Genomic DNA, 14264 nt, shown 5'->3' on the forward strand with positions numbered 1-14264 from the left:
TCATAGCGATGTTCAGGATTGCGTAGGGAACTGGCCAAGCTGAAGAAACAGGCCGAACCAGTCCTCCATGTGCCATGTCGTCGTGATGCGCTTGCCGTCCAGAGCATGGAACTCATGCAGACGGAACGTGACCTGCTTGCCGGTAGGCGCAATGCCGAACAGCTCGCCGCGATGCGTGCCGCTGATCTCGGCGCGCACGCCGATGCGGCCCGGCGTCTGGATCACGTCGTGAATGACGATGCGCCCATCGGGGAAGGCGTCGGCGAAGCTGCGGATGATCGGCTTGATGCCGGCGGGCCCCGAGACCTGCCCCGGCGCGAGCGGAATGTCCTCCCAGTCGGGTGCCAGCACGGTATCGACGAGATCGGGGTTCTGCTCGCTAAACGCACGATACAACGTTTCCACGGCCAGACGTTCGGCGTGCAGAAGGTCGGCCAGTTCGGAGTTGGATGCATTCATGGGTGGGCTCTCTGTGGTTAGGAACGACGAGAGTGTGCGACCCAAGGTAAGATTCATCCAACAAATAGGCGATATAAACGATTATTCGATTTATGGATTTTCACGGCATCGACCTGAACCTGCTGGCGGCCTTCGACGCCCTCATGAGCGAGCGCAACGTCACGCGCGCCGCCACGCGGGTGGGCGTGAGTCAGCCGGCCATGAGCGCGGCGCTGTCGCGGCTGCGCAAGCAGTTCGGCGATCCGCTGTTTCTGCGCAGCGCCGACGGCCTCTTGCCCACGCCACGCGCGCGCGAACTGGCGCAGCCCATCATGCAGGCGTTACGGCAAATCGAAGCCACGCTGGTGAAGAAGCCGGAGTTCGTGCCGGGCACCGCTACGTTGAAGGTGAATCTGGGGTTGTCGGACTATCCGGCGTTCGTGCTGCTGCCCACCTTGCTGGAGGCGATCGCACAACAGGCGCCGGGTGTCTCGATCGACGTGCACGCTTTCCATGACCGCGACCATGCCGTGGATCTGCTCGATGCCGGTGCAATCGATGTGGCCATCGGCATACCGCCCTCACATGCGGAAAGTCGAATACTGACGCGGCCCATTCTTCGCGACGAGTTCGTCACGATCATCGCCCGCGATCATCCCGCGGCGCGGCGCGCAATGAACATGAAGACCTATCTCAGCTTGCCGCATGTGCTCGTATCGCCCGAAGGGCAACGGCACGGCCTCGTGGACGAGGCGCTGGCACAGCAGGGCAAACAGCGCACGCTCGCGCTGACCCTGCCGCAAATGTTCGCGGTGCCGGCCATCGTCGCACGCTCGGGCATGATTGCCACGATCCTCAAACGCGTGGTGCTCAACTCGCCGGCCAGCCGGAAACTGGCGTTCTTTCCGCCGCCGGTCGCGCTGCCGGAAATCGTGCTCCATTTGATCTGGCATCGCCGAAGCGATGGCCTTGCCGCGCAGCAGTGGTTCAGGGCGCTGATCGAAAACGTCGCGTCGTCGCTGTGAGCGCTTTCGGCGCAACGCACTCGTCGCCTACCGCCACGCCTGCGTAAACACGTCGATCACGCGCGCGAGGTGGGCCTGCATCGCCGTGCGCGCAGCGGCCGCGTCGCGCGCCAGGATGGCCGCGAAAATGCGCTGATGATCGTCCTGCGAAGCCGCGCGCAGCGCCGGCGTATGAAAGTGCTCCTCGATTTTTTGCCACAACGGGTCGGCGCGCGAGCTGTCCCACATTGCGGTCACCACGCCTTGCAGCATGCCGTTGCCCGTCGCCCGCGCAATCGCCAGATGGAACGCGCGGTCGGCGGCCTCGTTCGCGGCCTTGTCGTTTATGTTCTCGCGCATTGCGCGCATCGCGGCGAAGAGCCGGTCGAGATCGGCGTCCCGGTGTTCAGTCGCGGCGAGCGCCGCGATTTCGCTTTCGATCACCGCGCGTGCCCGCAGCGTCTCTATCGGACCCGATCCGCGCGGCAGTTCGAACGCGCTCGATCGCCCTTGCGCTGCCTCGGCCACATAGATGCCCGACCCCACACGCACCTCGACCAGCCCTTGCACCTCCAGCGCGATGATCGCTTCGCGCACCTGCGTGCGGCTCACGCCGAAGCGCTCGGCGAGCGTGCGCTCAGAGGGCAGACGTGCGCGCGGCCCGACGTCGCCGGCCACGATCAGATCGTAGATCTGCTTCGCGAGGCCGACGTACGAACGGTCCGCCGCATCCGTGTCGGCAGCGCGGCCGTGAGGCATGTGCGAGAGATCGGCCATCCAGACTTCCCGTCGTCTTCGATGCCGCCGGGCTGGCGGCGCAGGTTCGCCGAAATGGTATACCACTTCCCGCGGCGCGCCGAGCCTGCCCGAGCGCGCGTTCGCAAGCCGCGAGGCGCAGCACAGCAAGCTGTCGGGCTGCGCGAAAGAAAGCGTCGGGCACCGTGGTAAACCACTATCGCGCGTGGATTGGTATGCCAGTAACAATCCGTCGTATCAGATGGGAGGCGTTTGCGCAGGCCCTTCTTTTCGCTTCGAGGGCACGCCTTTGAAGAATCCTTTCCGCCGGCTCGACGCGTCCGATCTGGTTCCGCTGTAGCAATCCCCAAGATTCCCCGCATTACGCACACCGTCCCGGCCATTCCGGGAAGCCGTGCGCCGGCAAACGGTCAGTCGGTTCAATCCAACAAACTGGAGACAACATGCTTTCAGGAATCCACGTGCTACGCGCGGCGGCAACTGCGGCCCTGGCGCTGTACGCAGGCGCGTCTTTCGCGCAGGCATCGATCGTGTCCGGGCCGTCCAGCGACCCCAGCTGCATGGTCCCCTGGAAGAGCGATACGAAGTTCGTCAGGTATCCGAAGAAAAACGGACCCTACCGGGTCGCGCTGGTAAACGGCTATATCGCGAACACCTGGCGCATCCAGATGATCAAGACGGCCAAGGCCTATACCGCGCAGCCGGCCGTCGCGGCGAAGCTCAAGGAATTCAAGGTCGTGTCGACCGGCGAAGACGTGCCCGCGCAGATCTCGGCCGTCAATAACTTCATCGACGCCGGCTACGACGCGATCATCGTCGATGCGCAGAACCCCGCGTCGTTCGGCCCGGCCATTCGCCGCGCGAAGAAGGCCGGCGTCGTGCTGGTCGCCTTCGACAACACGCTCGACAGCGAAGACGCGATCAACGTCGACGTCGATCAGTACGGTCTGGGCGTGCTGTGGGCGAAGTGGCTCGCCGACCATCTGCCCAGCGGCGGCAAGGTGCTCGAAGTGCGCGGCGTGGCGGGCACGTCCGTGGACACCGACCGGCACAACGGCTTCCAGAAGACGCTCGACTCGACGGGCAAGAAGTGGAACGTGGTACAGGTCTACGGCAAATGGGACGACGGCGTCGCGCAGAAAGCCACCGCCGATGCCATCGCGGTGCAAGGCCATTTCGACGGCATTTCCGCGCAGGGCGGCGACACCGGCGTCGTGCGCGCGATGATCGACGCGAAGCATCCGTTTGTGCCGTTCGGCGGCGAAACGGAGAACGGCTTTCGCAAGTTCTGCGCGCAATACGGCGCGCAGGGGCTGAAGTGCACGTCGGCGGGCAGCGGCCCCGCGCAGGTCGCGGTGGCGATCAAGACGGCGCTCGCCGCGCTCGACGGCCAGACCATCCCCGTGGCCATCAAGCTGCCGCTTGACGTGACCGACGACGCGAAGCTCAAGGCGGGCGTCAACTACTTCCCGAACGAGTCCGACAACTTCTTCGTCGGCAACTCGTTTCCCACGTGCGGCATCAATTTCTCCGCGCAGGAAATCATTAAGCAGAGCCAGGGCAACCAGTAACCAGGTCGGCCCACGACATGACGGGAGACGCAGCATGCCGCAGGATGCGCAGCAGCGGGACCAGGTGGAGCAGCCGCTCTTTCAGATGTCGGGCGTGTCGAAGAGTTACGGCGGTGCCATCGCGCTCGACCATGCGCAGCTCGCCGTGCATCGCGGACGCATCCACGCGATTCTCGGCGAGAACGGCGCGGGCAAGTCCACGCTGCTGAAGGTGATGTCCGGCGTCGTGCAGCCGGACGAAGGCACCATGCAACTCGACGGCCGCCCGGTCGCGTTCGGCTCGCCCGCCGAGGCGAACGCGGCCGGCATCGTCTGCGTGTATCAGGAACTCTCGCTGATTCCCGACCTGAGCGTGGCGGACAACATCTTCGCGTCGAATCCGCCACGCCGCTTCGGCATGATCGACCGCAAGGCTCAACGGCGCCAGGCCGAGGCCGCGCTCGCGCGTGCCGGCGCGCCGGACATCAATCCGCTCGCCAAAGTGCGCGACCTGCCGCTCTCGCGCCAGCAGATGGTGGAACTCGCGAAGGGGCTCGCGCACGAGCCGCGCATCCTGATTCTCGACGAGGCGACATCGGCGCTGACCGCAGCCGACGTGGCGCGCGTCATCGAAGTGCTCAAACGCCTGCGTGACGAAGGGCTCGCGCTGCTCTTCATCTCGCACCGCATGCACGAGGTAAAGGCGCTCGCGGACGAATGCACGGTCTATCGCAACGGTCGTCACGTGATGAGTTTCGAAGCCGGCACGCGCACGGACAACGAGGTCGTCGAAATGATGATCGGCCGGAAATATCAGCATGCGTTCCCGCCCAGGCCCGCGCATCACGATGCCGGCAAACCTGCCCCGCCCGTGCTGGCCTGCCGCGACCTTTCGTGGAACGACACGCTGCAAGGCATCAGCTTCTCGTTGAAGCCCGGCGAAATTCTCGGCTTGGGCGGGCTCGACGGACAAGGTCAGCGCGAACTGCTGCTCGCGCTCTTCGGCGTATTGCGTGGTTGCGCGGGGACGATCGAGATCGACGGCAAGGCCGTGTCGATCGGCAGCCCCGTGGCCGCGCGCGCGAACGGCATCGGCATGGCGCTGATTCCCGAAGACCGCAAAACCGAAGGCCTCATGCTGCCGATGTCCGTGCGTGAGAACCTGTCGTTCGCCGCGCTCGACCGGATGTCCACCGCGGGCGTGATCGACCGCGAGCGTCAGCAGGCGCTGGTCGAAGAGATGACGACGCTGCTCGCCATCAAGTCGTCCAGCGTCGATGCGGCCGTGGGGTCGCTTTCGGGCGGCAACCAGCAGAAGGTGGTGATCGCGAAGTGGCTCGCGCGCAAGCCGCGCATCCTGCTACTCAGCGACCCGACGCGCGGCATCGACGTCGGCACCAAGCAGGAGATCTATCAACTGCTGCGGCGCCTCGCCGACGAAGGCGCGGCGATCCTGTTCTATTCCACGGACTACGACGAGCTGATCGGCTGCTGCGATCGCGTGCTCGTGCTGTACGAAGGCCGCATCAAGAAGGAACTCGTCGGTCCGGAGATCACCGAGCAGAACCTGATCGCGAGCGCGCTCGACCTGCCGGTCGGGCAGCGCTCGCCTTCCACGGGAGTCGCATCATGAGCAGTCTGCGTTACTGGTATGCCGAAAATCGCGGCACGAGCTTCGCGTTCGCTCTCTTCGTGCTGATGTTCGCGATCTATCTGTTCAACTATCCGTCCGCGCTGTCGGCGAACGTGTTCCAGACGGCGGCGAACAAGGCCGTGCTGCTCGCGCTCGTTTCCATGGCCCAGGCGCTCGTGGTGCTGACAGCCGGCATCGATCTCTCCGTGGGCATGATTCTCGTACTGACCAACTGCATCGGCTCGTGGCTCGTCGTGGGCGATGCGTTGCACACCGCGCTCGGCATTGCAGCCGTGCTGGCATCCGGCGCATTGTGCGGCGCGCTCAACGGCGTGATCATCATCTTCGGCCGGCTGCAGCCGATCGTCACGACCATCGCGACGGGCGCGCTGTACTACGGTTTCGCGCTGCTGTTACGTCCGGTTCCGGGCGGCACGATCAACGACGATCTCGGCGACGCGTTGACCGGCAAGGTGGCCGCCTTCGTGCCGGCGAGTCTGTTGATCCTGCTCGCCGCAGTGGCAATCGTCTGGATTCCTTTCAAACGCTCGACGATCGGGCGAGCGGCGTATGCGACCGGCTCCTCGGAAGCCGCAGCGTTCCTTTCCGGCATGCCGATCCGCCGCGCGAAGTTCGCGAGCTATACGCTGGCCGGTCTGCTCGCGGCTATCGGCGGACTCTTCCTCACCTTCTTCACGGACACCGGCGAAGCAAGCCTCGGCAGCGCCAACTCGTACACGCTGTTTTCGATTGCGGCTGTGGTGATCGGCGGCGTGTCGCTGCTCGGCGGCAAAGGCAGCGCGATCGGCGCGATCTTCGGCGCGTTCGCGTTCCGCTCGATTGGCGACCTGCTGTTCGTGTTCAATGTCGACGCGTTGTGGCAGCCGCTGTTTCAGGGCGTAATTCTGCTCTTCGCCGTCGCGATCGGCGCATGCGGCCTGTTCAGGGTGCGCAACCGTCTGGAGTGGTTCCAATGACCGACGTTCCCGCAAGCAGCCGGACCACGCTCGTGTCGAGACTCACGCGCAGAATCGACAAACCTATCCTCATCGCGTTCGCGTGCATCGTGGCGCTGTTGCTCGTGGGCGGTATGTTTTCGCGCAGCTTCACGTCGCCCGAATACATCCTGCTGCAACTGAAGGTGGGCGCGTTCCTCGGCATCATCGCGACCGGCCTGATGATGGTGATTCTGCTCGGCCACATCGATCTGTCTCTGCCGTGGACCATCACCGTCGGCGCGATGATGGCGTGCGCCGTCGCAGGGCATGGCGAATTGGGACGCGCTCTCGCCATTCCAGCGGGAATCGGCTGCGGCGTGCTGATCGGCGTGGTCAACGGCATTCTGGTTGCGCTGCTGCGCATTCCATCGATGATCGCGACGCTGGCCACCAACGCGGTCGCGCAGGGCATCATGATCGTCTACACGGGCGGATCGTCGCCGCAGGATTCCGCGCCGGAGATCATGCGCTGGCTCGCGGCAGGCTGGCTCGTGCCGGGCGTGCCGAACGCCGTCGCGCTGTGGGTGGTGATCGGCGGAGCCACGATCTTCCTGCTGTCGCGCACGACCTTCGGCCGCACGCTGTACGCCATCGGCAATACCGAACGCGCAGCATATCTCTCAGGCATCAACACGCGGCTCGTGACCGTGGCCGCGTTCGCGGTGTGCAGCGCGTTCGCGGCGTTCGGCGGCGTGCTGCTTGCGGGTTATGCATCGAAGGCGGCGCAGTCGATGGGCGATGCCTACCTGTTGCCCGCCATCGCGGCCGTCGTGCTGGGCGGGACGTCGATCCTGGGTGGCCGGGGTTCGTACCTCGGCACGGTGGCCGGTGCCATCCTGATTACCCTGCTGCAATCGATTCTCTCGGTCGCGCAGATGCCGGAGGCGGGACGGCAGATCATCTACGGCGTGGTGATTGCCTCGATGCTGCTGCTTTACGGGCGCAGCAAGCGGGAGAGCTAGGGCGACGGATATGAGACCGGCCACGCCGGCTTCCGTCATTAGCGGGCCACCATCGCTGCGCGCGGCCTGAATCACGGGACCATCCTGCACATCGTTACGCGCCTGGCGATGCCGACGTCGGTGCGGACCCTATGCGCGAGTGCAAACGGCACAGGGTCGCGCGCGGATCACTTAGCTACCGAAGAAGACGTTGCAGAAGCTGACCGGGCCGACGCAGCTCGAATGCATCGCCGTGTGGCGCGCCATGCCCGATTCCGAGGCGCCGTTCTGCGCGACACCGCCGACGGCCTGCATGGTCAATTGCTGATCGCTCTGCGCAGCGATCTTCGCTTCCGCCGCCTGGATATCGGCCGGGTAGTCGACGTCGTGACTATGAGCCGGGTTGTAGCCAGCCTGCTCGACACGAATGAGATCGGCACGGACTTCTGCCCGGGTAACGGGACCGGTCGACTGGGCGAAACTGAGAACCGGCGCACCAAGGGTGGCAGCGGCGAAAACGAGACCGGCAAGAATCCTGGACATGATCAATACTCCTAAAGGTAAGTTGATGAAACAGGTGACTCAAGACGACAGCGGAAGAGTCATACAGAGACGCTGAACGGCTGCTCCGTCGACTGATGCGTAGTTTGCTCCGGCAGGGGTTTCAGCACGGCAACCCGATCATTACAAACTTGCCATCTGAAAATGGCGGGTGAGCGAGGACGATCGACCGGGCACCTGCCCCGCCCCGGTTCAACGCCTTGCCCGCGGCCCACATTGAAGCGAACACCGGATTCCTGCGCTTATTCCACGCATCGTGGCAATCGACCGAAACGGGCGAACAGAGGGCTTGAGAGTGAGCGCAACGTGGACGCGTGGCCCCGGACTATCCCGGCGTCCCGCAGGCGGTTGGGCGCCTTCCGCGTAGCGGCGCTACGCCGGAAGTGCACGAGGGGATGAGAGATGCTGCGATGCGGGCCATGGCCCGACAGGATCATGGCCGGCGGGCGCCCTGCCAGGGCCGACGCCCCGAACCGGGCGCGGCCTTACCTGGCCAAGGCGTCGGTCTCCGTCACACAATGCGGCCCAACGCGTCGGCGAACCTCGCCACGGTTCCTTCGACGTCGTGCAATTTGTCGAGACCGAACAATCCGATGCGGAAGGTCTTGAAGTCTTCGGGCTCATCGCATTGCAGCGGAACGCCGGCCGCCACCTGCAAGCCGACGTCGGCGAATTTCTTGCCGGTTCGTATGCCGTCGTCGTCGGTGTAGCTGACCACGACGCCGGGTGCCTGAAAGCCTTCGGCCGCTACGCTTCTGAACTCTTTTCCGACCAGCAGCGCACGGATGCGCGCGCCGAGTTCCAGTTGCTCGGCCTGCACTTTGGCGAAACCGTATGCCTCCGTTTCCTTGATGACGTTGCGCAGCGTCGCGAGGCTATCCGTGGGCATCGTGGCGTGATACGCGTGGCCGCCGTTCTCGTAGGTCTCCATGATCTGCAGCCATTTGCGCAGATCGCAGGCGAAGCTGGTGCTGGTGGTCGTCTCGATTCTTTCGCGGGCGAGCGGACCGAGCATGACCAGCGCGCAGCAAGGTGACGCGCTCCAGCCTTTTTGCGGTGCACTAATCAGCACGTCCACGCCTGCGGCTTGCATATCGACCCACACCGCGCCCGAGGCGATGCAGTCCAGCACAAACATGCCGCCGACCGCATGCACGGCGTCGGCCACGGCGCGCAGATAGGCATCGGGCAGCATCATTCCGGACGCGGTTTCGACGTGCGGTGCGAACACCAGATCGGGCTTGTGCTGCCTGATCGCCGCGACCACTTCCTCGACAGGAGCAGGCGCGTAGGCCGCCTGCCGTCCCGCTTCGACAGGGCGCGCCTTCATCACGATCGACTCGGACGGGATGCCGCCCATCTCGAAGATCTGCGACCAGCGGAAACTGAACCAGCCATTGCGGATCACCAGACACTTCCTGTTCGTCGCGAACTGCCGGGCCACGGCTTCCATGCCGAAGGTCCCGCTGCCCGGGACCACCACGACGGACTTCGCGTTGTAGACCCGTTTCAGTGCGCCGGATATGTCGCGCATGACGCCCTGGAAGAGTCGCGACATATGGTTGATAGAGCGGTCCGTGTACACGACCGAATATTCGAGGAGACCCTCGCGGTCGACCTGGGGAAGTAAACCTGGCACACTCGCCTCCGTTGTGGGCTGGACAATATCCGCCAGTATGTCCCAGTTTCTTGCGGCCGGCAGCGGGTTGCCAGGGGCTATCGAACGGGTAGAAGCCCTGGCTGACGGGAGGCTTCGGACGCTATCCCGGCGGTAAGGTTTGCCACATGCGTTGAAGCGATGCGAAATCCACTCATGACGTATTGCGGCACAGAATAATCGCTTGATGCAGGTCAATTCCGCCCAGCCGAAATCATTATCTGTTTTTTAATCCGTTTTCGTAAACATGCGTTTTGGATTATTCCATTTTTAATAGGGCACAATCTTAAAAACGGATATCCCCATCTCGTCGCCGCACTCCCGATTCGTCCCGATATAAAGCGGGCGTTACCCGACGAAATAAGTATGGCGCCCGCAATTCCACTGCGGCGCGGAGCAGAACCTTCCTTCCGACGGCCGGGATAGAAATAAAACGACCCGCCATTCCTGCCTGAACGAGCTTTTTTTTGAGCGTTGCCCGCCGCGCCCCGGGTTTCCCTCATCAAGAAATAAATTCAGCGAACGTAAACGCGCTCATATCCGCTATTTAAGTCTCCCCGAATATCGGACGGCACTCGTTCTCGTGGCGTTCAAAGATTATCCATAAGCCGATCACGCATATGCAAGATAGATTTGTCTGGCTGCTCGCTCCCGTTCTGGGATGCGCCGGCGCGCTGGCTTGCCTCGCCTTTTCGTCGTTCAGTGTCAGCGGTGCGGCCGTCGGAGCAGGCCTCGCAATCGCCGGCATCGTGGCCGGCGTATGGCAGCGGAACGCCGACCTGCGCGTCCTGCAACAACTGTCGCGGTATTTCGACAGCCAGCGTGCGTTCAGCGACGAGCTTGCTCCCGTCTGGGCCCGGCACATCGAAGCGTCACGCGCGCAGATGGAAGAAGCCATTACCGCGCTGAGCGGTCGCTTCGGCGACATTGCTTCGCGACTCGACACCGTGCTCGGCGTTTCGACTAGCGGCGAAGGCGCCTCCGGCGGCAACGACGTTTACGCCTCCAGCGAACTCGAGTTGCAGGCCGTCGTGCAACGGCTGCGCGCCGCAGTGGACAGCAAGGCCGCAATGCTCGCCAAAGTGCAGGGGCTGCACGGCTTCATCGATGAACTGCGCGACATGGTGGAAGCCATCAAGCTCGTCACGCAACAGACCAACCTGCTCGCGATCAACGCGGCCATCGAGGCAGCGCATGCGGGCGACGTGGGGCGCGGATTCGCAACCGTCGCGCAGGAGGTGCGCGCGTTATCGCGCAGATCGAGCGAAACGGGCGTGAGCATCGCGGCCAAGATCGACACGATCCGCGACGCGATCGTCTCCGCATGTAACGCCGCCGAGCAGACGGCGGAGCACGACACCGTCGCCATGTCCGACTCTCAAAACGCCATCGAGCAGGTGCTGGTTCGCTTTCGCGAGTTCACTTCGTCCCTCGAATCGGCCACCGAACTGCTGCGCGGCGAGAGTCGCAGCATCAAGGCAGAGGTATACGAAGCACTGGTCCAGTTGCAGTTTCAGGACCGCGTGAGTCAGATCATGCAGCACGTGAAGGCCAACATCGAACGCCTGCCCTCCGTCGTCGACCAACACTGCGCGCAATACAAAGCCGGCGAGGCCCTGCCGACGCTCGATGCGGCGGAATTGCTCGACGAACTCGAGCGCACCTATGCCATGGCCGAAGAACGCGCGCTGCATCGGGGCAACGCCCAGGCTCAAAAACACGCGCCGATCCAAACGCAACCAGTTAGTTCGAACTCCGACATTACTTTCTTTTGAGGACCACCATGGCTAAGACCATCATGATCGTCGACGATTCCGCGTCGGTGCGCCAAGTCGTCGGCATTGCACTGCGGGGCGCGGGCTACCAGGTCATCGAGGGATGCGACGGCAAAGATGCGCTGGCGAAACTGCAAGGGCAGAAGGTTCATCTGATGATCAGCGACCTGAACATGCCGAACATGGACGGCATCGCGTTCATCAAGGCAGTCAAGCAGATGCCCGCCTACAAGTTCACGCCGATCGTCATGCTGACCACGGAAAGCCAGGACGCGAAAAAGCGCGAGGGCCAGCTGGCCGGCGCCAAGGCGTGGGTCGTCAAACCGTTCCAGCCGCCGCAACTGCTCGCCGCCGTCGAAAAGCTGGTGTTGCCTTGAATCGCCACGACGACGGAGCCCCTGCGATGAATGCCGCCTATACCGCGCCGATCGAATTGCCGATGACGATCTATCACGCCGCGGAACTCAAGGAATTCATGCTGGACGTGCTGGAGCGCGGCCCCTGCGTGCACTTCGACCTGTCGGCCGTGCCGGAGATCGACTGCGCCGGTGTGCAACTGCTCGTCGCCGCGCGACGCCGTGCAGCAGAGCGTCAGCAGGCCTGCGAATTCGTCGGTGCGAACGATGCCGTGCTGGCGACGCTCGCGCTGCTCGGTGTGGCCCAGACGTTGACGCAGGCGCAGCCGTCGGTCGACACGCTTTCGGCGCTTCAGGAGCCAGCCTTATGAATATGGACGACGCACTGCAGACTTTCGTCGTCGAAAGTCGCGAGTTGCTCGGGCTGATGGAAAACGGCCTGCTCAGCATGCGCGAAAGCGCTGATCCGAGCGATGAAATCAACGCCGTTTTCCGTGCAGCGCATACGATCAAGGGGTCATCGGGACTCTTCGGTATCGACGGCATCGTGGCGTTCACGCACGTGGTCGAAAGCGTGCTCGACCGCGTGCGCGACAACGAGATCGGCGTCGACGAATCGCTGATCTCGCTGCTGCTCGCATGCGGCGACCACATCGGCCTGCTCGTCGAGCTCACGGCGGAAACCGGAAATTGCACAGACGAGGCCCTGCTTGCGCAGGCACAGCCGTTGGTGGATGCGCTGGGCCGCTATCTCGAGGCGCCGCAACACGCGATGCCAACCGGTTCCGATGCCGCAACGGACGACCGTGCCGCACCCACCGCAGCGCCATCGATGCAACGGTGGCTGATCTCTCTGCAATGCGGCGAACCGGTGTTGCGCAACGGAATGGACCCGCTCTCCATCATTCTTTATCTTGCGCGGCTTGGCGAGGTGACACGGGTGAGCGCGAACAGCAACCGTGTGCCTTCGCTCGATGCACTCGATCCCGAAGCCTGCTTTCTCGGGTTCGAAATCGAACTGCTCAGCGACGCGGGCAGGCAGGCTATCGAAGGCGCTTTCGAATTCATTCGCGACGACTGCGAGCTGAAAATCCGCACCGATAGCGACGAAACCGCGGCACCGCCGATACAGTCCGCCGCCGAAGCCGCAGACGATGCCGATCCGATTGCGGAGCCTCACTCGCCCGAGCAAGGCGCAACGGTTGCCGCCGCAGCGCCGGCCCGCACGAGCGGCACCACGCGCGAGAACAAATCCGCCGATTCGCGCTCGATTCGCATCGACGCCGACAAGCTCGACCATCTGATCGATCTGGTCGGCGAACTCATCACGGCCTCGGCCAGCACGGAGCTTGCCGCGCGCAAGACGCAGAACACGGAGCTGCGCGAATCCGCCGCAACGCTCAACGGTCTGATCCAGAGGGTGAGGGACAGCGCCCTGCAACTGCGCATGGTCAAAATCGGCGCGACGTTCAATCGCTTTCGCCGTGTCGTGCATGACGTCGCGCAGGAACTCGGCAAGCGCATCGACCTCGTCGTCGAAGGCGAAGACACCGAACTCGACAAGACGGTGGTGGAGAAGATCGGCGATCCGCTGACGCACCTCGTTCGCAATTCGATGGACCACGGCATAGAGCCTGCGGACATTCGCCGCGCGCGCGGCAAGCCGGAACAGGGCACGGTGACGCTGAACGCCTTCCATGACTCGGGCTCTATCGTGATCGAGGTGAGCGACGACGGCGGCGGGCTCGACCGCACCCGCATCCTTGCAAAGGCGGTGGAGCGCGGGCTGGTGCCCCAGGACGCGACGCTTTCCGACGACGAAGTCTATGCGCTCATTTTCGAGCCGGGCTTTTCGACGGCCGAACGCGTCACGAACCTGTCGGGCCGCGGTGTGGGAATGGATGTGGTGAAGCGCAACATCACCGCACTGCGCGGCAGCATCGGCATCCAGAGCCGCGCGGGCATCGGCACCACGATCTCGGTGAGATTGCCGCTCACGCTCGCCATCATCGACGGCTTTCAGGTCTGCGTGGGCGATTCCATCTTCATCCTGCCGCTCGACGCCGTCGAAGAGTGCGTCGAATTTTCGGCGAGCGGCATGCACGACTACACGGATCTGCGCGGCCAGGTGCTGCCGTTCATCCGGCTGCGCGAGCGTTTCGAACTGGATGGGCCGGTAAGCGCACGCCCGAACATCGTTGTCGTCAAGCATGCCGGCCAACGTTTCGGTCTGCTTGTCGATCGCCTGCTTGGTGAAGCGCAGACTGTCATCAAGCCTCTTTCGAAAGTGTTCGGCAAGGTTCGCGGTGTGAGCGGCTCGACGATTCTCGGGAGTGGCGAAGTCGCCCTGATTCTCGACATCGCCGATTTGATGGCCATGGCCGGACCCACGGGTTCGAACTCCGGGAGCGCGGCTCTCGCAATCTGCTAGGTCCCGAGTATCCGACCCATGACTCGCTCCACCCTGCCCCAGACCGCGGCGCCGGATGCCGTGCCGCACTCCGCGCCATACCTCACGTTCCTGCCTGGCGCAGAGATGTTCGACATCAGGTTCGTTTCCTACTGATCAGCGCCGGCGACACATACGGCATGCCG

General features: G+C 63.8%; 13 protein-coding genes. 9 read left to right on the plus strand and 4 right to left on the minus strand.

Annotation, left to right across the window (positions count from 1 at the left end):
- Nucleotides 1–12: 12 nt before the first annotated feature.
- Nucleotides 13–459: an ester cyclase gene (locus U0042_RS00450; protein ID WP_114812138.1), complete on the minus strand. Its 447-nt coding sequence runs from the start codon at nt 457–459 to the stop codon at nt 13–15.
- 92 nt (nt 460–551) lie between these two features.
- Between U0042_RS00450 and U0042_RS00455 the strand changes: the two genes are divergently transcribed.
- Nucleotides 552–1463: a LysR family transcriptional regulator gene (locus U0042_RS00455; protein ID WP_114812140.1), complete on the plus strand. Its 912-nt coding sequence runs from the start codon at nt 552–554 to the stop codon at nt 1461–1463.
- A gap of 27 nt (nt 1464–1490) precedes the next feature.
- Here U0042_RS00455 and U0042_RS00460 read toward each other — a convergent pair whose 3' ends face one another.
- Nucleotides 1491–2219, minus strand: a complete 729-nt coding sequence (locus U0042_RS00460) for a FadR/GntR family transcriptional regulator (protein WP_114812142.1) — start codon at nt 2217–2219, stop codon at nt 1491–1493.
- A gap of 422 nt (nt 2220–2641) precedes the next feature.
- Here U0042_RS00460 and U0042_RS00465 point away from each other — a divergent pair, with 422 nt between their 5' ends.
- The 4 genes from U0042_RS00465 to U0042_RS00480 are packed head-to-tail and all read left to right on the plus strand — an operon-like array spanning nt 2642 to nt 7341.
- Entirely contained in the window at nt 2642–3769 is a 1128-nt protein-coding gene (locus U0042_RS00465; protein ID WP_114812144.1) for a sugar ABC transporter substrate-binding protein, read from the plus strand.
- Nucleotides 3770–3803: 34 nt separating this feature from the next.
- A complete protein-coding gene (locus tag U0042_RS00470) occupies nt 3804–5381 on the plus strand; it encodes a sugar ABC transporter ATP-binding protein (RefSeq protein ID WP_114812146.1) in 1578 nt (525 codons plus the stop codon).
- Nucleotides 5378–6358, plus strand: coding sequence for an ABC transporter permease (locus U0042_RS00475; RefSeq protein WP_114812148.1), 981 nt, complete (start codon nt 5378–5380; stop codon nt 6356–6358). The genes U0042_RS00470 and U0042_RS00475 overlap by 4 nt, the downstream gene beginning before the upstream one ends.
- Nucleotides 6355–7341, plus strand: coding sequence for an ABC transporter permease (locus tag U0042_RS00480; protein ID WP_114812150.1), 987 nt, complete (start codon nt 6355–6357; stop codon nt 7339–7341). The genes U0042_RS00475 and U0042_RS00480 overlap by 4 nt, the downstream gene beginning before the upstream one ends.
- Before the next feature lie 171 nt (nt 7342–7512).
- Here U0042_RS00480 and U0042_RS00485 read toward each other — a convergent pair whose 3' ends face one another.
- Together U0042_RS00485 and U0042_RS00490 are read right to left on the minus strand one after the other, a co-directional pair.
- Complete coding sequence (locus U0042_RS00485) at nt 7513–7863, minus strand: DUF4148 domain-containing protein (protein WP_114812152.1); 351 nt, start codon at nt 7861–7863, stop codon at nt 7513–7515.
- A 529-nt stretch (nt 7864–8392) separates the two neighbouring features.
- A complete protein-coding gene (locus U0042_RS00490) occupies nt 8393–9520 on the minus strand; it encodes an aminotransferase class V-fold PLP-dependent enzyme (RefSeq protein ID WP_114812154.1) in 1128 nt (375 codons plus the stop codon).
- A 638-nt stretch (nt 9521–10158) separates the two neighbouring features.
- On the opposite strand from U0042_RS00490, the gene U0042_RS00495 reads away from it, so the two are divergent.
- The 4 genes from U0042_RS00495 to U0042_RS00510 are packed head-to-tail and all read left to right on the plus strand — an operon-like array spanning nt 10159 to nt 14100.
- Complete coding sequence (locus U0042_RS00495; RefSeq protein ID WP_114812156.1) at nt 10159–11313, plus strand: methyl-accepting chemotaxis protein; 1155 nt, start codon at nt 10159–10161, stop codon at nt 11311–11313.
- A gap of 8 nt (nt 11314–11321) precedes the next feature.
- Nucleotides 11322–11690 (plus strand): response regulator, encoded by a 369-nt coding sequence (locus tag U0042_RS00500; RefSeq protein WP_114812158.1) that lies wholly within the window; start codon nt 11322–11324, stop codon nt 11688–11690.
- Between the two features lie 26 nt (nt 11691–11716).
- On the plus strand, nt 11717–12040 hold the full coding sequence (locus tag U0042_RS00505) for an STAS domain-containing protein (protein WP_114812160.1): 324 nt from the start codon (nt 11717–11719) through the stop codon (nt 12038–12040).
- A complete protein-coding gene (locus U0042_RS00510; RefSeq protein ID WP_114812162.1) occupies nt 12037–14100 on the plus strand; it encodes a chemotaxis protein CheA in 2064 nt (687 codons plus the stop codon). Before U0042_RS00505 ends, U0042_RS00510 begins: the two co-directional genes overlap by 4 nt.
- Nucleotides 14101–14264: the final 164 nt, after the last annotated feature.

This window comes from Paraburkholderia kururiensis (assembly GCF_034424375.1).
Taxonomy (GTDB): Bacteria; Pseudomonadota; Gammaproteobacteria; order Burkholderiales; family Burkholderiaceae; genus Paraburkholderia; species Paraburkholderia kururiensis_A.

Excerpts from the sequence above, each read along its gene's own strand:
- U0042_RS00450 (WP_114812138.1), bottom strand. The coding sequence starts at position 459 with ATGAATGCATCCAACTCCGAACTGGCCGACCTTCTGCACGCCGAACGT.
- U0042_RS00455 (WP_114812140.1), top strand. The coding sequence starts at position 552 with ATGGATTTTCACGGCATCGACCTGAACCTGCTGGCGGCCTTCGACGCC.
- U0042_RS00460 (WP_114812142.1), bottom strand. The coding sequence starts at position 2,219 with ATGGCCGATCTCTCGCACATGCCTCACGGCCGCGCTGCCGACACGGAT.
- U0042_RS00465 (WP_114812144.1), top strand. The coding sequence starts at position 2,642 with ATGCTTTCAGGAATCCACGTGCTACGCGCGGCGGCAACTGCGGCCCTG.
- U0042_RS00470 (WP_114812146.1), top strand. The coding sequence starts at position 3,804 with ATGCCGCAGGATGCGCAGCAGCGGGACCAGGTGGAGCAGCCGCTCTTT.
- U0042_RS00475 (WP_114812148.1), top strand. The coding sequence starts at position 5,378 with ATGAGCAGTCTGCGTTACTGGTATGCCGAAAATCGCGGCACGAGCTTC.
- U0042_RS00480 (WP_114812150.1), top strand. The coding sequence starts at position 6,355 with ATGACCGACGTTCCCGCAAGCAGCCGGACCACGCTCGTGTCGAGACTC.
- U0042_RS00485 (WP_114812152.1), bottom strand. The coding sequence starts at position 7,863 with ATGTCCAGGATTCTTGCCGGTCTCGTTTTCGCCGCTGCCACCCTTGGT.
- U0042_RS00495 (WP_114812156.1), top strand. The coding sequence starts at position 10,159 with ATGCAAGATAGATTTGTCTGGCTGCTCGCTCCCGTTCTGGGATGCGCC.
- U0042_RS00500 (WP_114812158.1), top strand. The coding sequence starts at position 11,322 with ATGGCTAAGACCATCATGATCGTCGACGATTCCGCGTCGGTGCGCCAA.
- U0042_RS00505 (WP_114812160.1), top strand. The coding sequence starts at position 11,717 with ATGAATGCCGCCTATACCGCGCCGATCGAATTGCCGATGACGATCTAT.
- U0042_RS00510 (WP_114812162.1), top strand. The coding sequence starts at position 12,037 with ATGAATATGGACGACGCACTGCAGACTTTCGTCGTCGAAAGTCGCGAG.